Origin of the sequence: Nocardia canadensis (assembly GCF_032656385.1) — a bacterium.
GTDB classification, from domain to species: domain Bacteria; phylum Actinomycetota; class Actinomycetes; order Mycobacteriales; family Mycobacteriaceae; genus Nocardia; species Nocardia canadensis.
Map to the genome: position 1 here is coordinate 949,734 of NZ_JAVCWB010000010.1, position 17,046 is coordinate 966,779.

The 17,046-nt window shown below is 71.8% G+C and carries 12 protein-coding genes; 5 read left to right on the forward strand and 7 right to left on the reverse strand.

From position 1 onward, the window contains the following. The first annotated feature begins 91 nt into the window (after nt 1-91). On the forward strand, nt 92-964 hold the full coding sequence (locus Q7X29_RS27660) for a TOMM precursor leader peptide-binding protein (protein ID WP_316575835.1): 873 nt from the start codon (nt 92-94) through the stop codon (nt 962-964). 59 nt (nt 965-1,023) lie between these two features. Further along, nucleotides 1,024-2,373 carry an ABC1 kinase family protein gene (locus Q7X29_RS27665; protein WP_374104927.1) on the forward strand — a complete coding sequence of 450 codons (1,350 nt, stop codon included), beginning with the start codon at nt 1,024-1,026 and terminating at the stop codon, nt 2,371-2,373. A gap of 178 nt (nt 2,374-2,551) precedes the next feature. Here the strand turns inward: Q7X29_RS27665 and Q7X29_RS27670 are convergent, their stop codons facing one another. From Q7X29_RS27670 to Q7X29_RS27680, 3 genes are all read right to left on the reverse strand, one after another. Beyond that, nucleotides 2,552-2,806 (reverse strand): WhiB family transcriptional regulator, encoded by a 255-nt coding sequence (locus Q7X29_RS27670; protein ID WP_218721980.1) that lies wholly within the window; start codon nt 2,804-2,806, stop codon nt 2,552-2,554. Between the two features lie 176 nt (nt 2,807-2,982). Continuing rightward, nucleotides 2,983-3,309 (reverse strand): hypothetical protein, encoded by a 327-nt coding sequence (locus Q7X29_RS27675; RefSeq protein WP_218721969.1) that lies wholly within the window; start codon nt 3,307-3,309, stop codon nt 2,983-2,985. 109 nt (nt 3,310-3,418) lie between these two features. Further along, a complete protein-coding gene (locus Q7X29_RS27680) occupies nt 3,419-5,575 on the reverse strand; it encodes an ATP-dependent DNA helicase UvrD2 (RefSeq protein ID WP_218721970.1) in 2,157 nt (718 codons plus the stop codon). Between the two features lie 253 nt (nt 5,576-5,828). On the opposite strand from Q7X29_RS27680, the gene Q7X29_RS27685 reads away from it, so the two are divergent. Further along, entirely contained in the window at nt 5,829-6,059 is a 231-nt protein-coding gene (locus Q7X29_RS27685; RefSeq protein WP_218721981.1) for a mycoredoxin, read from the forward strand. Between the two features lie 14 nt (nt 6,060-6,073). Here Q7X29_RS27685 and nudC read toward each other — a convergent pair whose 3' ends face one another. The 4 genes from nudC to Q7X29_RS27705 form a co-directional block, all read right to left on the reverse strand. Then, complete coding sequence (gene nudC / locus Q7X29_RS27690; protein ID WP_218721971.1) at nt 6,074-6,967, reverse strand: NAD(+) diphosphatase; 894 nt, start codon at nt 6,965-6,967, stop codon at nt 6,074-6,076. Nucleotides 6,968-7,000: 33 nt separating this feature from the next. Next, complete coding sequence (locus Q7X29_RS27695) at nt 7,001-8,056, reverse strand: potassium channel family protein (protein WP_218721972.1); 1,056 nt, start codon at nt 8,054-8,056, stop codon at nt 7,001-7,003. 79 nt (nt 8,057-8,135) lie between these two features. Further along, complete coding sequence (locus Q7X29_RS27700) at nt 8,136-11,783, reverse strand: ATP-dependent helicase (protein ID WP_316575836.1); 3,648 nt, start codon at nt 11,781-11,783, stop codon at nt 8,136-8,138. Beyond that, on the reverse strand, nt 11,780-15,583 hold the full coding sequence (locus Q7X29_RS27705) for an ATP-dependent helicase (RefSeq protein WP_316576354.1): 3,804 nt from the start codon (nt 15,581-15,583) through the stop codon (nt 11,780-11,782). Before Q7X29_RS27705 ends, Q7X29_RS27700 begins: the two co-directional genes overlap by 4 nt. Nucleotides 15,584-15,698: 115 nt before the next feature. Between Q7X29_RS27705 and Q7X29_RS27710 the strand changes: the two genes are divergently transcribed. Together Q7X29_RS27710 and Q7X29_RS27715 are read left to right on the forward strand one after the other, a co-directional pair. Further along, nucleotides 15,699-16,490, forward strand: coding sequence for an alpha/beta fold hydrolase (locus tag Q7X29_RS27710; protein WP_316575837.1), 792 nt, complete (start codon nt 15,699-15,701; stop codon nt 16,488-16,490). A gap of 5 nt (nt 16,491-16,495) precedes the next feature. Then, nucleotides 16,496-16,786 (forward strand): MGMT family protein, encoded by a 291-nt coding sequence (locus Q7X29_RS27715; protein ID WP_218721975.1) that lies wholly within the window; start codon nt 16,496-16,498, stop codon nt 16,784-16,786. Nucleotides 16,787-17,046: the final 260 nt, after the last annotated feature.

Genomic DNA, 17,046 nt, shown 5'->3' on the forward strand with positions numbered 1-17,046 from the left:
GCTGACCGTCCGAGCACGACACGCCGAAAGCCTGTGGATAACCGCACTTTTCGCGCACCGTCGGACCCGGGCCCGCGCCGATACTTGCGCCATGACGACCACGGCGCCACTGCGCGGACCGATGTTGCACCCGCGGGTGATCACCCTGGTTCGGCCCTCCGGGACCGTGCAGCTGGGGTGGGACCCGGAACGAGCGCTGCTGCTCGAGACCACCGAGCTCGACACCGGCACCGTCCTCGCGTTCCTGCGCCTGCTCGACGGCCTGCAATCGCTACCCCAGATCGTCTGGCGCGCCGGTGAATTCGGCATCGCGCCGGCGCGTACGGTCGCACTCGTCAGCGCGATCGACGAGGCCGGGCTGCTGCTGCAACCGGAGCGCAAACAGGGCACGGTGCGCGGTGTCACCGTGCACGGTCTCGGGCCGCTGTCGGACGCGGTGACGATCGGGTTGCGGCGCATGGGCATCCGGCCGACCCGCTCGCGGGAGTACCGCCCGGGCACGGCGGTCGGGGCCGGCGGCAATCTGGTGGTGCTCACCGACGCGCTGATGGTCGATCCACGGCTGTCGGTGGACCTGGTGCTGCGCCGAATACCGCACCTGCAGGTCCGGATCCGGGACGGTATCGGCGTGGTCGGTCCACTCGTGCTGCCGGGCGAGACCAGCTGCCTGCGCTGCGCCGATCTGACCCGCACCGGGTTCGACGCCGACTGGCCGCACCTGGCGGCGCAGCTGCTCGGCCGCACCGGGCACGCCTCACCGGCCGGGATCGCGGCGACCACCGCCCTCGCACTGGGCGAGTTGGAGACCATCGTCGCCTGTTCACCCCGCCAGGATCCGGGCACGCTCGACGCCACCATGGAACTCAATCTCGACACCCACGAGGTGCAGCGACGCCCCTGGCCACCGCATCCGGACTGCGGCTGCCGCACCCTGTCCACGACCGAGCCGGGAACGGGCCTATGAGGGCTCCCACAGTGCGGTGTGAGCATTCTTATGGCACACCACCGGCAAGTTCGGCCATGATGGGTAGCGTGTCCGAGATCGTGCGCCGCAGTTCCAGCCGCAATGCCAAGTTGGCCAAAATTCCGCTCGGCATCGCCGGACGAGCCGCCGTCGGCTTCGGCAAGAAGCTCGTGGGTGGTGACAAGCAGCAGATCAACGCCACGTTGAACCAGAAGGCCGCCGAGCAGCTGTTCACCGTGCTCGGCGAGCTCAAGGGCGGGGCGATGAAGTTCGGCCAGGCGCTGAGCGTGATGGAGGCCGCGGTCCCGGAGGAGTTCGGCGAGCACTATCGCGAGGCGCTCACCAAGCTGCAGGCCGCCGCACCGCCGATGCCTGCCGAGACGGTGCACCGGGTGCTGGACCAGCAGCTGGGCACCAAGTGGCGCGAGCGCTTCCAGTCCTTCGACGACACCCCCGCCGCTTCGGCCAGCATCGGCCAGGTACACCGGGCGGTGTGGTCGGACGGGCGCGCCGTCGCAGTGAAGGTGCAGTACCCCGGCGCCGACGAGGCGCTGCGCGCCGATCTGAAGACCTTGTCGCGAATGACCGGCCTGCTGTCCTCGGTCATCCCCGGCGCCGATGTGAAGCCGCTGCTGGCCGAGATCACCGAGCGCACCGAGGAGGAGCTCGACTACCGCATCGAGGCCGCCAACCAGCGCCGTTTCGCCGCCGCCTTCGAGGGCCACCCGCAGATCGTGGTGCCGCGGGTGGTGGCAGGCGCCCCGAAGGTGATCGTCACCGAATGGCTCGACGGCACCCCCGTCTCCGCGCTCATCGCCGCGGGCGCGGCCGACCCGGAAGGCACACGGGCGCAGCGCAACCGGATCGCCGAGCTGATGGGCACCTTCCATTTCTCCTCCCCGGAGCGAGTGGGCCTGCTGCACGGCGACCCGCACCCTGGCAACTTCCTGGTGCTCACCGACGGCAGGCTGGCCGTGCTCGATTTCGGCGCCTGCGCGCCGATGCCGGACGGCTTCCCCGAGATCCTGGGGCGGATGCTCGCCCTGGCCGTCGCGGAGGACCACGCCGCGCTCACCGAACTGCTCTACGAGCACGGCTGGGTGATCCCGGGCCGCACGGTCACCCACGAGGAGATCGAGGCGTACCTTCGCCCGTTCAGCGACCCGATCCGCACCGACACCTTCCACTTCACCCGTTCCTGGATGCAGCGGGTCGCGGGCAAGGCCTCGGAGTTCACCAGCCCGGAGATGAAGACCGCGCGTGCCCTGCAGCTTCCGGCCGAATACCTGACGATCTTCCGGGTGCTCGGCGGTTCGGTCGGCATCCTGGCCCAGCTCGACGCGGAACTCGGGTTCATGAACCTGGTTCGCACCTGGGTCCCGGGTTTCCGCGCCGAACGCGCCTCCTAGTCCGTCACGCGGGGCCGGCGTCACCCACCGGTGGTGGGCGCACTCCCCGGACACCACCACCCTGGTCGTCGCTGTCGCCGACGACCGCACGGTCACACGTACCGGCCGCCGATGACAAACGAACCGCTCACCAGGACTCGGTGAGCGGTTCGTTTGCGGTACAGGCCTTTTCCGGGGTTCATGCCGGGATCGCGACCTTGCGCGGACGGCCACGCGGGCGCTTGCGGGCGATCACGACACCCTGGTCGAAGATCTCGCCACCCCAGACACCCCACGGCTCGGCGCGGTCGATGGCCGCGGTCAGGCAGCCCTTACGGATCGGGCAGGACGCGCACAGTTGCTTGGCCTGCTCGAGGTCGTTCGGGCTCTCGGCGAACCACAGATCAGGGTTTCCGGCCCGGCAGGGCAGGGACGCCACGTTTCGGCATGTCACGTCAGCAGTGGCCGTCGGCCATTCCTGGGCGGTGAACACGTCGTTCTCCTTCAGCTCGTTTGCAGCGGTTGTTCGTTCGGTGTGCGAACCCGGTGCCAACGGCTGAAGAGCCGAATGAAAAAGGCCACGGATTTCGCTTCTCGCGATCCGTGGCCAGGAGGTCTGGGAGGAGTTCCCTACCTAGTTCGACATTTCTGCCGAGACCTGATCACGGTCGCTGGGTGGACACGGAGGCGGATTGCGCCGGCGAACTCGGGTGCGTATCCGAATTCAACGGCCGGAGCTGCCGGTGCCTCGAAGGCCGCCGGCTGCCAACCCACGCTGGGCTTGTCCTGGAGACGAATCGGGGTGTGCTGATGGACGACAGTCATCGGCACAGCTTTGGTATCGACGCCGGACAGACCGGTCCCCTGCAGAGCGAGGACCCCCCGGGAGGCCGACACCATGGATGCGTTCACCAGGACGCGATTGCCCATCGCGTCGAACGTGGTGTTGCTGTTCATCTGACTGCCTCCCTCCTGAACTCGTGTGCTGATAGAAACTCGCGCCGAGATCACTCTCGGTGCGTGTTCTCCACCATAGGCAATGATCGAGAACCGAACAACCTATTTTCTACCTGCGGTTTTGTGTCGTGGCCCGCATTCGGGACGCGACGATGGCGAGCACATCCGCGCCGTACTGCTCGATCTTCTTCGCGCCGATGCCGGCGATCGCGGCCAGGGCCGCGTCGTCGGCGGGCAGCTGCTCGGCGATCGCGGTGAGCGTCGTGTCGGTGAAGACCACGAAGTCGCGCACCCGCAAGACCTCGGCCTTCTCGGCCCGCCACTCCTTGAGCGCGTCCAAGAGCTGGGGGTCGAGTTCGGCCGGGCAGCGGCGACAGCGGCCCAGCATGGTGGCGTAGGTGCCGATCAGCGGTTTCGCGCAGACCCGGCACAGCGGGCGCTTGCCGTCGGCGTCCTTCGGGCCGGTCGCGGTGGCGGCGATGCGGGAGGCGGGCGAGTCGTCGGGAACAAGGCCGTTGAGGAACCGCGAGCGCCTGCGCACCCGCCTGCCGCCCTCGGTGCGGGCCAGCGCCCAGGACACGGCGAGGTGTTCGCGCGCCCGGGTGACGCCGACGTAGAGCAGCCTGCGTTCCTCTTCGAGCGCCGCCTGATCGGACGGACTGCCGTCGTCGCCGAGGACGTGCTGGATCGGCAGGGTGCCGTCGGCGACGCCGACCAGGAACACGGCGTCCCACTCCAGGCCCTTGGCCGCGTGCAGTGAGGCCAGGGTGACGCCGTCGACGGTCGGCGGATGCTTCGCCTCGGCCCTGGTCGCGAGCTCGCGCAGCAGTCCGGTGAGGTCGATCTCCTCGTCGTGGCCGACCAGTTCCTCGGTGAGCTGCACCAGCGCCAGCAGCGAGGACCAGCGTTCCTTGGCCTGCGCGCCCGCCGGTTCCTCGGCGGTGAGCCCGACCGGGGCGAGCACGGCGCGGACCAGTGTGATCAGCTCGGCGCCGCTGCGCGACTCGTCGGGCAGGTCGTCGCGCGCGTCGGCCTGCCGCAGCGCCTGCACCGCCTGGCGCACCTCCTGGCGCTGGAAGAAACCCTCGCCGCCGCGCACCTGGAACGGGATGTCGCGCGCGCTCAGTGCCTGCTCGAACGGTTCGGACTGGGCGTTGATCCGGTAGAGCACGGCGATCTCGGCGGCCGGGGTGCCCGCCGCGATCAGCTTCTTGATCCGGCCCGCGACGGCCGCCGCCTCGGCGGGCACGTCGGGATATTCGGCGAACTCGGGTTCGGGACCGTCGGGCCGCTGGCCGATCAGGGCCAGCCTGGTCCCGGCGATGCGCCCGCGCGCGGCGCCGATCACCCGGTTGGCCAGCGATACCACCTGCGGGGTGGAGCGGTAGTCGCGTTCGAGCCGGATGACGGTGGCGTCGGGGAAGCGACGGGAGAAGTCGAGCAGGTAGTTCGGGGTGGCGCCGGTGAAGGAGTAGATGGTCTGGTTGGCGTCGCCGACGACGGTGAGGTCGTCGCGTTCGCCGAGCCAGGCGTCGAGCACCCGCTGCTGTAGCGGGGTGACGTCCTGGTATTCGTCGACCACGAAACTGCGGTAGCGGCCGCGGAATTCGTCGGCGACGGCCGGGTAGTCCTCGAGCGCGGCGGCGGTGTGCAGCAGCAGATCGTCGAAGTCCAGCAGCAGACCGTCGGCGGAGGTCTTCATCGATTCGTAGCCCGCGTAGACCTGGGCCACCCTGGTGACCTCGACCGGCGCGTCCCGATGGTGCCTGGCCGCGGCGGCGGGATAGTCCTCCGGCGCGATCAGCGAGGCCTTGGCCCATTCGATCTCGCTGAGCAGGTCGCGGATCAGTTCGGTCGAGGTTCCCAGGCCGGCGCGGTGCGCGGCCTGCGACACCACCGGGAACTTGCTGTCGAGCAGGCGCCACGGCACGTCACCGACGACCTGCGGCCAGAAGTACCGCAACTGCCGCAGCGCGGCGGCGTGGAAGGTGCGGGCCTGGACCTGTCCGGCGTCGCCGCCGAGCCCCATCGAGCGCAGCCGGTTGCGCATCTCCCCCGCCGCCCTGGCGGTGAAGGTCACCGCCAGCACCTGGTCGGCCTTCACGTGCCCGCCCGCGATCAGATGCGCGATGCGGTGGGTGATCGTCCTGGTCTTGCCGGTCCCCGCGCCGGCTAGCACGCACACCGGGCCTCGTGGCGCCCGCACCGCGGCGGCCTGTTCCGGGTCGAGGGCGGTGAGATCGAGTGCTGGCACGGGCACCATCATGACAGCGCCCGCCGACAACCGGGCCCGACGGCCGCCGACCTGCGCCTACGGCGTGCCGTCGCGCAACGTGCGCTGGGCACCGGCGAAGCCGCCGACGCCCGCCCGGCGGCCCGAAAAGGCTCCGGTCGCAGTTCTCCACGGCCACGAGCGCCCGGTTGGCCAGCGCGACGCCGGCCCGCGGTGGCACCAGCGGAACACCACGCCCACCTCAGACGTTGCACATCCCGTGACTGAAGCAACCACTGATCTGACGATGTACTCGACCACCTGGTGCGGCTACTGCCGTCGCCTCAAGACCCAGCTCGACGAGGCGGGCATCACCTACACCGTGATCGACATCGAGGACGACCCCGCTTCGGCCGAATTCGTCGGCAGCGTGAACAACGGCAACCACGTCGTCCCGACCATCAAGTACCGGGACGGCTCGACGGCGACCAACCCGTCACTGTCGCAGGTCAAGCAGGCCCTGGCCGCCCTGGCCTGAGCGCCGCGCGCCGGCTACTCGGCCCAGGATTCGATGATCGTGCGAGCGATCGAGATGGAACCGGGCACCAGTAGCCGCGCGCCCTGCTCGCGCGCCGCGGTCCAATCTCCGGCCCGCAGCGCCGCGCGGACCTCGTCGCGGGTGAACCAGTGCGCCTCGGCGATCTCGCCGTCGGAGAACACCAGCTCCTGCTCTGGATCGCCGACCGCGGCGAAGCCGACCATCAGCGAGCGCGGGAAGGGCCACGGCTGACTGCCGAGGTAGGTGACCTCGCGCACGTCGACGCCCACTTCCTCGCGGATCTCCCGCTCGACGCAGTGCTCGAGCGATTCGCCCGCCTCCACGAATCCGGCCAGCAGCGAGAACATGGTCGCGGGCCAAGCGTGCTGGCGGGCCAGCAGCACCCGGTCGGCGCCGTCGTGCACCAGGCAGATGATGGCGGGGTCGATCCGGGGGAATTCCTCCTCGCCGGTGGCGGTCAGCCGGGACCAGCCCGCCCGCGCCGAGGTCGTCGAGGTGCCGTCGCCACCGTGGTAGCCCGCCCGGTCGTGCCAGTTGAGCAGCGCGTAGGCGGTGGCGAGCAGGTCGGCGGTGAAGTCGTCCACAGCGCCGAGGGCCCGGAGGTCCTTGAGCGTCCCGTCGAGCTCGGGCTCGCGCACGGCCCACAGGTGACTGTCCTCGGCGACACCGAGGAACACCGCGCCTGCGCCTGGCTCGTCGGCGATCGTGATCGCCGCGTCCAGGACGACGCCCGCGCTCTCCACCCGCACCCGTCCCCGCGCGTCGACGCGCAGGACCTTGGCCTTGCCCCACCCCTCCCGCAGCGCATCGGGGTCGAGCCGGACGTGCTCGGCTCGATCGATCGTGGAACGCGACAGCAGCGGAACGTCTTTCAACCGGAACGACACACGTCCGAGCCTAGCCGGTCGCGCGGTCCCGGATCACTTGCCGGTGTGCCGGATGTAGAGCAGCTTGTCGCTCGCCTCGAGCGCGTCGACCTCGGGCTCGCCCACCCGGATCAGGTTCCCGTCCCGCACCACGCCGAGCACGATGTCACTGAGATGGCGCGGCGAGCCACCGACCTCGGCCGGTTCGACCTCGCGTTCGGCCACGGCGAAGCCCTGCTCGGGCGTGAGCAGATCCTCCATCATCTCCACGACGGTGGGCGTGGTGGTGGCGATGCCGAGCAACCGGCCCGCGGTCTCCGAGGACACCACGACCGAGTCCGCGCCGGACTGGCGCACCAGGTGGGTGTTCTCCGCCTCACGGATGGCGACCACGATCTTGGCGGTCTTGTTCAGTTCCCGGGCGGTGAGCGTCACCAGCGTCGCGGTGTCGTCCCGGTTGGTGGCGACGATGACCGAGGCGGCCCGCTGGACGCCGGTCAGCCGCAGCACATCGGATTTGGTCGCCGAGCCGTGCACGGTGACCAGTCCCGCGCTCGCCGCCGCTTCCAGCGCCACCGCGTCGGTGTCGACGACCACGATGTCGGCCTGCTGCACCCCGTCGGCGAGCATGGCGTCGATCGCGGTGCGTCCCTTGGTGCCGTAGCCGACGACGACGGTGTGATTGCGCACGGTGTGCCTCCATCGCTGAATCTTGAACGCCTGCCGGGACCGTTCGGTGAGCACGCTGAGGGTGGTGCCGACCAGCACGATCAGGAACAGGACGCGCAGTGGCGTGATGACGATCGTGTTGATCAGTCGCGCCGAGGGAGTGATCGGGGCGATGTCGCCGTACCCGGTCGTCGAGAGCGAGACGGTCGCGTAGTACATCGCGTCCAGGAACGACAGTTCGTCGCCGGAGTTGTCACGGTAGCCGTCCCGGCCGATGTACACCACGGTCGCCGCGGCGAACAGCAGCGCGATCGCGAACAGGACGCGGCGGGTGAGCGACACCCACGGACTGGTCTGCACGGCGGGAATCCGCAAGAGACCGACCAGCGCGTAGTCCGGGCTGCTGCTGAGCCCGATCGGGCCACGTTTGTCGCCTAGCATCGCCCCCTCCTTTCGCTCGGCCCGTCACCGCTGGGCTCCGGCACAACCCGGGAGCCTACTGCGTGCGGGCGTCTCGGGCTCATTCGACATCAGGGACCGGCGCCGCGTCGCGGATGAGCTGTGCCAGTTCGCGCGGACCGGCCAGGTCGGTGGGCGCGATGGTGCGCCCGGACCGGACGTAATGGAATGCCGCGCCGACCCGTTCGAGCATCGTCGCCTCGTCGGCACCGGTGCGCGCGGCCATCAGCCGCGCCCAGGCGAGCCGGTAGACGGCCAGCTGCACCGCGACGGCGGCTTCGTCGGCGGGGCCGGGCTCGGCGCCGGTCTTCCAGTCGACCACCACCCAGCGGCCGCCGGGTTCGGCGAACACCGCGTCCATCCGCCCCCGGATGACGGTGCCGGCGATGCTGGTCTCGAACGGCACCTCGACATCGATCGGATTGCGGTGCGCCCACGGTGAGCGACGGAACGCGGCCTGCATGGCGGCGAGTTCGCGGTCGGCCCGGCCCAGTTCGGTGCCGCTGTCGGCGGCACCCGGCAGTTCGTCGAGACCCAGCAGCTGTTCGGTGCCGAACCAGGACTGCACCCAGGCGTGGAACGCGGTGCCGCGCCTGGCCATCGGGTTCGGCGGATACGGCAGGGGGCGGCGCAGCCGGGCCGCCAGGCGGGTCGGGTCGGCGCGCAGTTCCACCAGCGCGGTCGCGGGCAGCTGGCCGGGCAGCTCCACCTGCTGGTCGGCGAGTTCGGCCGCGGTGAACTCGGCGAGCAGCGCGTCGACGTCGGTGGCCCAGCCCTCCGGATCGTCCTCGTCGTCGGTCGGCTCGGGATCGGCCGGGCGGGAACGCAACCGCTCGAGTGCCGCGCGCACCAGCTCCGCGCCCTGTTCGATCGGATCGCGCCGGCCGCCGAGCGGATCGCGCGGCCAGGGGGCGGTGGGCGGATTGTCGGCGAACGGGTTGACGGCGTCGGGCGCGGGCTGGTCGTCCCAGCGGGCGATGGTGGCGACACCGAAGGCGGCGCTGCCGGGGTCCTCGTTCGCCTGCTTCAGTTCGAGCAGGAAGTCCGACGGACCCTTCTGCGCGGTACCGGTCTCGGGCCAGTAGTAGGCCGAAACCAGCAGGACCCGTTCGGTTCTGGTGAGGGCCACATAGAACAGCCGACGTTCCTCGTCGAGGCGGCGGCTCTTGAGCGCGTCCTTGTGGTCGGCGATGGCGCGTTCGAGTTCGGCGCGGTCCCCGACCCGGCTCAGGTCCAGCACCGGCACGCCCTCGGACGCGTCGGGCTGGGCGCGGTCGCCGCGCAGGGTGGTAGGCAGTTCGGTGAGCGCGCCGAGCCAGGTGCTCAGCGCGGTCGTCGAGGGGAACACCGACGCGCTCACGTGCGGCACCGCGACGACCTCCCATTCCAGCCCCTTGGCCGCGTGCACGGTGAGCACCTGCACCCGATCACGGGCGACCTCCACTTCGCCCGGTTCCAAGCCGTTCTCGACCGATTCCGCCGCGGTGAAGAAGGCGAGCAGACCGCTGAGCGAGGCGCGCGAGTCGGCCGCGTAGCCGGCCACCACCTCGGCGAACGCGTCGAGGTGCTCACGGCCCGCGCCACCGCCCGCGATGGCCCGTCTGGCCTGGGTCTCCACGCCGACGCCGATGGTGCGCTCGACATCGGCGACGAGCTCGACCAGTGGCTGCCCGCTGCGTTCGCGCAGGGCGCTCAGTTCCGCACCGAGCGCGACGATGCGGGCGAACCCCGCCTCCGAATACTGATCGGGCGCACCGGGATCGGCGATGGCGTCGGCCAGGCCCGCTTGTTCGGTGGGTTCCGGCGCCACTTCCCGCAACGCGCTCGCCAGTCCGGCGGCGTCGGTGATGGCGGCGGACGCGTCGCCGGACAGGCTGCCGATCGACAGCATCCGCGCCCGCCGGGCCAGGGCGGCGAGATCGGCGACGCCGAGCCGCCAGCGGGCGCCGGTGAGGATGCGCACGGCGGCGCTGCCGGTGCCGGGTTCGGCGATCAGCCGCAGGGTGGCGACGATGTCGGCGACCTCCGGTGTCGCGAGCAGCCCACCGAGACCGACGATTTCGACCGGAAGTCCTTGCTCGCGCAGCGCCTCGGCCAGCGCCGCGGCGTCGGCGTTGCGCCGGATCAGCACCGCCGAGGTCGGTGGCGGCTGGTCGGCCGCCCTGGCGTTCGCCCATTCGTGGGCGATCCGTTCGGCGATCCAGTCCCGTTCCTGGGCAACGGTTTCGGTGAGCGCCAGTTCGACGACACCGGGCTGCGCCTCGGGTTTGGCCCGCAGCGCGTCGACGGTCGCCCCGCCCGCGGCCTTGGCCCGCAGGCGCAGCGGATCGGCGACCAGGTTCGCCAGGGCGAGGGCTTGCGGCGGGTTTCGCCAGCTGGTCAGCAGCGGCAGGATCGGCGCGGGGGCACCGGAAGCTTCGGGGAAGTCGGTCGCGAAACGGGGCAGGTTGGCCGCCGACGCGCCACGCCAGCCGTAGATCGACTGCATCGGGTCACCGACCGCGGTGACGGCGAGAGACCTATCGGTTCCGCTCGACGCGTGGCCGCCCGCCGACCCGCTCTCCGGCCGACCACCCTCGCGGCTCGCCGATACAGCCGCAGCCCCGGTGACACCGAAATCACCCGCCGCCGCGAGCGAGTGATCCGCGGGGTCGACGGGTCCGGTGCCGAGGAGATCGGGCTCTCCCGCACCGAGATGATCCGGGCCCCAGAGCGTCTCGGGTCCCGGTGCCGGGGCTGTCGACGAACCGCCGCGAACCCGCACCGGACGCGGCCGATCCTGGCGCACGGCGTCGGCATCGCCGAACAGCGCCGACAGCAGAACCCGCTGGGCGTGCCCGGTGTCCTGGTATTCGTCGAGCAGCACCAGCTTGAACCGGGCGCGTTCGGCGGCCGCCACCTCTGGATGGTCGACGGCCAGCTGCGCGGCCAGCGACATCTGGGAGCCGAAATCGAGGGCGCCACGGCGGTTCAGCGCCTCGGCGAGCTGACGGACCAAGGGCAGCAGCGCGACCCGCTCCCGCTGCGCGTCGACCACGGCGGTCAGCGTCTTGCTCGGCCCGCCGCGCTGCCGCGGCCCGGCGGGCAGGGTGTACACCAGTTTCTCCAGCTCGGCGTGTGCCTCGGCGAGCTGCTCCGGTTCCACCAGGTGCTCGGCGAGCTGGCCGGACAGCGCCAGCACCGCCTCGGTCACCGAGACCGGGGTGCGGTCGGTGTCGAGGTCGCCGTCCCAGGACCGCACCACCTCGTGCGCGAGCTGCCACAGCTGGGTCTGGGTGAGCAGCGCGGCCGACGGCTCGACGGGCAGCAGCAGGCCGTGCGCGGTGAGCAGCCTGCCCGCGTACGAGTGGTAGGTACTGATCTCCGGTTCGGCGCCGGAGATCAGCGTGCGCAGCGCACCGGTCGGGTCGATCTCACGCACCAGCGGCGCGCCGGCCAGGCGGGCCAGGCGGGTGCGGATACGCGAGGTCAGCTGCTGGGCGGCCTTGCGGGTGAAGGTGAGGCCGAGCACCTCGTCCGGGGCGACGAGCTGGTTGGCCACCATCCACACCACGCGCGCGGCCATGGTCTCGGTCTTGCCCGCGCCCGCCCCCGCCACGACCAGTGTCGGGCCCGGCGGCGCGGCGATGACCGCCGCCTGCTCGGCGGTCGGTGGCGGCAGCCCGAGCGCGTCGGCCAACCGCTGCGGGGTGACGCGCACGCCGCTCACTCGTCGGTCACCTGCCGTCCGGTGTCCTGCACCGGGCAACTGCCCGCGACCGGACAGTGCCTGCACCCGTCGTTGCGCACGGCCAGGTAGCCGGGCCCACGCGTGGCGGCCGCCGCGTCGTGGATCGTCTCGCGCCAGGTGTCGAGCCCCTCGGCGTCCAGCGCGGTCTGCGCGCGTTCGGTGGCACCGGTCTTGTGATGTGGCTTGGCGACATAGACCAGCCTGGCCCCACCGGGATCGGCGGGCGCGGCCGATTCCGCCTCGTCGAGCGCGCCGTGCGCGGCGGCGACCTGGTAGGTCGCCAGCTGGGCGTGCTCGGCGACGGCCTTCGCGCTGACCGGTGTCTTGCCGGTCTTCACATCGACGATCACGAAGCGCCCCTGCGCGTCCCGCTCCAGACGGTCGATCCGGCCACGGATCCGCACCGCGCGTTCGTCGTCCGACCGCGCGGGCAGCACGCAGTCCACGGGCACCTCGACACCCGCCTGGGTGAGCTCGCCGCGGGTGGTCCTGACCCAGGCCAGGAAGGTCTCCAGCATCGCCTCGGTGCGGCGCAGCTCCTGCCGGGAGTGCCAGCCGGTGGCCGGGTCGACCGACTTCCACGCCTGGTCCAGCGCCGCGCGGACCTGTGCCTCCGGCACGTCACCGGCCAGCGCCTGCACCAGGGTATGCACGAGATTGCCCTTGACGGCGTGCGGATTGTCGCCGTCGGTGCCGCCGTGGCGTTCCAGCGCCCAGCGCAGCGGGCAGGTGCGCAGCAGTTCGACCGTCGACGGGGACAGGCCGATCGGGGAATCGTCGTCGTCCCACAGTCCCTTGTCCGAGCTGAGCTCGGCGGTGCCGTACCAGTCGCCGGGATCGGTACCGGGGACACCGGCGTCGGCGAGCCGGGCCAGCTGGTGGGCGGCCCGGTCCCGCCGGTCCGGGGCGGTGGTGGGATCGCAGACCACGCCGCGCAGTTCGGCGACCAGGGCGTGCATCACCAGCGCGCGACCGGGATCGGCGACGGGCAGCGCGCCGGGTTCGCCGGTGTCGTCGTCGCCGAGCAGTTCGGTGAGGAAGCGCGAGGGCACCAGATCCTGGTCGCCCGCCGCGGATTCGACGGCGGTGACCAGCAGCGATCGCCGGGCCCGGCTGCACGCGACGAGCAGCAGCCTGCGTTCCTCGGCCAGGATCGGCGCGGCCCGGCTCGTGGTCGCCCCGAGGTCGACACCGGCGACCAGGTCGACGAGATCCTCGGTGTGCAGCAGCGTTCCCCTGGCGCGCGGGTTGGGCCAGATCCCCTCCTGCACCGCGGCCACCGCCACCACATCCCACTCCCGGCCCGCCGCCGCGTGCGCGCTGAGCAGCGACACGGCCTCACCCTCGGCGGTCAGCGGCCTGCCCTGCTGGGGAATCTGCTGGTGCAGCAAGTATTCGACGAAACCGTCGATGCTCGCCTTGGGCAGCCGGTCGACGTAACCCGCCGCGGCGTCGAACAATTCGACGGCGGCGTCGAGGTCGCGGTCGGCCTGCATGCCCGCCGCGCCGCCGCGCCGGGACTGGCGGAACCAGCGCCGTTCCAGGCGGGAACTGGTCCACAGTGTCCACAGCACGTCCTCGACGCCCTGGCCTCTGGCCTGGGTCTCCCTCGCCTTGCGCACCGCCCGCAGCACCCGCTGCAGCGGCGCGGCCTCCACTTCGGTGAGTCCGTCGAGCAGCCGCTCCTCGCCGCTGCCGACGATCAGGTCGCGCAGGACCTCCGCCGAGGACTGGTCGATGAGCGGCACCGCCGGGGGTTCGGGTTCGGGCCGGGGCGGGCCGACGACGGGCGGCGTTGCGGCGGGCGGGTTTTCGGCGTCGAGCAGGTCGATGTCGTCGGGCAGGCGTTCGGCGATGTCCCAGTCCGGTTCGGGTTCCGGGCGCAGCGGATCGTCCGGGTCGGCCTGCGGCGGCAGCCATTCGCCGTCGATCGGATCCGGTTCCGGTTCGGGCGCTTCCGGTGGGGGCGGCGGTGTTTCGCCCCAGAGCAGGAATTGGTCGGCGTCGGCGTAGGGGTCGGCGGCGGCCAGTGCCCCGGCGCGCTCCAGGTCCAGGACCGTGCGGCGGATACCGCGGCGCAGCCGCCGCAGGGCGATCTGATCGGCGCCGCCGAGCGGGCCGGACAGCAGATCCATGGCGTCCTCGGGCGAGAACATGGCATCGATCGCGCGCCGCGAACCAGGTCGTGACGAGTCACCGGCCAGCAGCACACGCAGCGCCAGCACCATCCACGCCGCACCGCGCCTGCGGGCGAGCGGTTCGGCCACCGCCGGTCGGCGCACCGGAACACCCGCGGCCAGCAGTGCGCGCCGCAGCGGTGCGAGCGAGAGCGGGACCGAGCGCACGATCACGGCCATGGCGGACCACGGGATGCCATCGGTCAGATGCGCCCGGCGCAGGTGGTCGGCGATCAGCGCCGCCTCCTTGGCCGCGGTCGACAACACCCGGACCCGCACGCTCGACTCGACCTCGTGGTCGGGCACCTCGTCGGCCCGGCCCGGTGCCGCCGTCGAACCACCGCCGAAGTCGCCGGACCGATCCGGTCCCGCGTCGTCGGTGTCGCTGGACGTCGATGGCCGGGACTCACCGCGGCGCCTGGACTCGGCGTGGCCCCTCGTGTCGAACAACTCCGGCATCGGCCGATGACCAACCGAATCCCCTTCGGTACCACCGTGCTCGGTGGATTCCGGCGGAGCGGCCTGCCCGGGTAGCACGCGGTGACGCGCACTTCCCGGCAGTCGCGCCGCGATCCGCGCGGTGGCCAGGCGGATGGGTTCGCCGCTGCGGTGGTTGTGCCGCAAGATGATTCGCCGCTGCGGCACCGTGTCGATATCGATCAGGAAGCGGGAGTCCGCCCCGCGGAAGGTGAACACGCTCTGGTCCGGGTCACCGGTGACGACCGTGCTCGCGCTGCCGCTGCCGATGGCGCGCACCAGGGTCGCGGCCTGCGGGTCGAGGTGCTGGGCGTCGTCGACGAGCAGGTAGCGGATCCGATCGCGTTCGGCGGCGAGCAGATTCCGGTCACCGGCCAGCGCGTCGAGGGCCGCGCCGACGAGTTCGGCGGCGTCGAGGGCGGGCGCTGTCGCCTCGGGGGCCGCGACACCGACCGACCAGCGCAGCATCGACGCCTGTTCGTAGCGCTGGAAGAACCGCCCCGCCGCCACCCAGGCGTCGTTGTCGTGTTCCCGGCCCAGCGCCATCAGATCCTCGGGGCCGAGCCCGCGTTCGGTGGCCCGCAGCATCAGGTCGCGCAGTTGTTCGGCGAATCCGCCCAGCGCGAGCGCGGGGTGCAGCCGGGGCGGCCACAGTCCGCGCGCGCCCGCCTCGATGTCGGCGAGGTCGCCGCGCAGCATCTCGCGCAGCACGGCGTCCTGTTCGGCGCCGGTGAGCAGTCTCGGCGGCGGGTTGCCGTGCAGCTCGGCGTGGCGGCGCAGGACCGAGAACGCGTAGGAGTGCAGCGTGCGCACCATCGGTTCCCGGCTCGCGCCCGGGATGCCGCCCGCGTGCGGTCCGAGCTGGACGGTGATCGCGTCGCGCAGCGCGGCGGCGGCCTGCTTGGTGTGGGTGAGGACCAGCACCGACGAGGGGTCGGCGCCGTCGGTGATCCGCGCGGTCACCAGGTCGACCAGCAGCGCGGTCTTGCCGGTACCGGGGCCGCCGAGGACCTGCCAGGGCAGCCAGCCGGGGCGCGACGGCGCGGGCTGGGCCTGCTCGGCGAACAGCGCGCGAACAGCGGCGCCCCAGGCTCGCGGCCGGGGCGCCCGCGTCGTCCGGCGCACGAGTCGCACCGAGCTATCCGATCGCACCACGTCGGCTATTGCAACAGACCAGTACGACACGCCAGCACTCCCCTGCCGGGGGGACACGCTGCGCGATGGTGCGCGACCGGCCAGAATGGCTGTCGTGTCCTCGCTTCATGTGTACCGTTTCGGTCCCGCCGACGGCCCTGCCGTCCTCGCCCTGCACGGTCTCACCGGCCACGGCAACCGCTGGGAAACCCTGGCCACCGAGCACCTGCCCCAGGCCCGGGTCATCGCTCCCGACCTGCGCGGACACGGCCGCTCGACCTCGCTGCCACCGTGGGACTTCGAGACGATCGTCGACGATCTGGCGGCCCTCGTGCGGGCGGAGACCGACGGTCCGGTGGTCGTCGTCGGCCACTCCTTCGGCGGCGCGGCCGGCATCCACCTGGCCCGCCGTCATCGCGACCTGGTGCGGTCGCTGATCCTGCTCGACCCCGCGATCGGCATCGATCCGAAGCTCATCGAACAGGTCGCCCTCGCCAACCTCGCCTCCCCCGACTACACCGACCTCGCCGAGGCCAGGTCCGACAAGCAGCACAGCGCGTGGAGCCCCGACGAGGTCGACCCGGCGCTGCTCGAACGCGAGCTGGCCGAGCATCTGGTGCCCACCGAGGGCGGCCGGGTGGGCTGGCGCATCTTCCAGCCCGCGATCACCTCGTACTGGGGTCAGCTCGCGCGTCCGTTCGTGCTGCCGCCCGCCGACCTGACCACCGTGCTGGTCCGCGCGGCCAAGGTGCAGCCGCCCTATGTCACCGCCGAGTTCCTGGCCGCGCTGTCCGCTCACCTCCGCGACCGGCTCACCGTCGAGGTGTGGGAGTGCGATCACATGATCGCCCAGGCCCGCCCCGCCGAGGCGGCCGCGCTGATCGCCGCGGCACTGTAGCGGCGATGGCGGCGACGACGGAGGAGCAGGTCGAACGAGTCCGCGCACTGGTCGCGGCCATCCCGCCCGGCCGGGTGTCGACCTACGGCGATATCGCCCAGGGTGCGGGTCTGTCCTCGGCGCGCACCGTCGGCTGGATCATGCGCACCGACTCCGCCGACCTCCCCTGGCACCGGGTGATCGGCGCGTCCGGCCGCCCCGCCGCCCACCTCGCCGCCCGGCAGTTGCGTCTGCTCGCCGAAGAAGGGGTGCCGATCGTCGACGGTCGCGTCGACCTCCGCACAGCCCGGCTCTGAGCGTTACCCGGCCGTCGGTTCGCGCTCGATCACGCAATGCCCGCCGGTCGTGCTCGATCCGCGACCGATCCGACCCGCCCCGAAGCGATGGCCGTCGGCCGGGCGGCGACTCAGTGCTCGTCCGGAAAGGACTGCTGCACAGTCGGATCCGAGGGCGCTACCGGTCTAGCCGGAGGTGTGACCGGGGAGGAGCGGCGAGCCGGGTCCTCCGCGTAGGTATCCGCCGAGGGCGAGTGCACCGGGGGCCGGTCCCCCGGCCG

Bases quoted from the DNA above. Each gene is read 5' to 3' on its own strand.
- Q7X29_RS27675 (WP_218721969.1), bottom strand. From the start codon at position 3,309: ATGAACAGCAACACCACGTTCGACGCGATGGGCAATCGCGTCCTGGTG.
- Q7X29_RS27695 (WP_218721972.1), bottom strand. From the start codon at position 8,056: ATGCTAGGCGACAAACGTGGCCCGATCGGGCTCAGCAGCAGCCCGGAC.
- Q7X29_RS27660 (WP_316575835.1), top strand. From the start codon at position 92: ATGACGACCACGGCGCCACTGCGCGGACCGATGTTGCACCCGCGGGTG.
- Q7X29_RS27710 (WP_316575837.1), top strand. From the start codon at position 15,699: ATGGCTGTCGTGTCCTCGCTTCATGTGTACCGTTTCGGTCCCGCCGAC.
- Q7X29_RS27680 (WP_218721970.1), bottom strand. From the start codon at position 5,575: ATGATGGTGCCCGTGCCAGCACTCGATCTCACCGCCCTCGACCCGGAA.
- Q7X29_RS27665 (WP_374104927.1), top strand. From the start codon at position 1,024: ATGGGTAGCGTGTCCGAGATCGTGCGCCGCAGTTCCAGCCGCAATGCC.
- Q7X29_RS27685 (WP_218721981.1), top strand. From the start codon at position 5,829: ATGTACTCGACCACCTGGTGCGGCTACTGCCGTCGCCTCAAGACCCAG.
- Q7X29_RS27715 (WP_218721975.1), top strand. From the start codon at position 16,496: ATGGCGGCGACGACGGAGGAGCAGGTCGAACGAGTCCGCGCACTGGTC.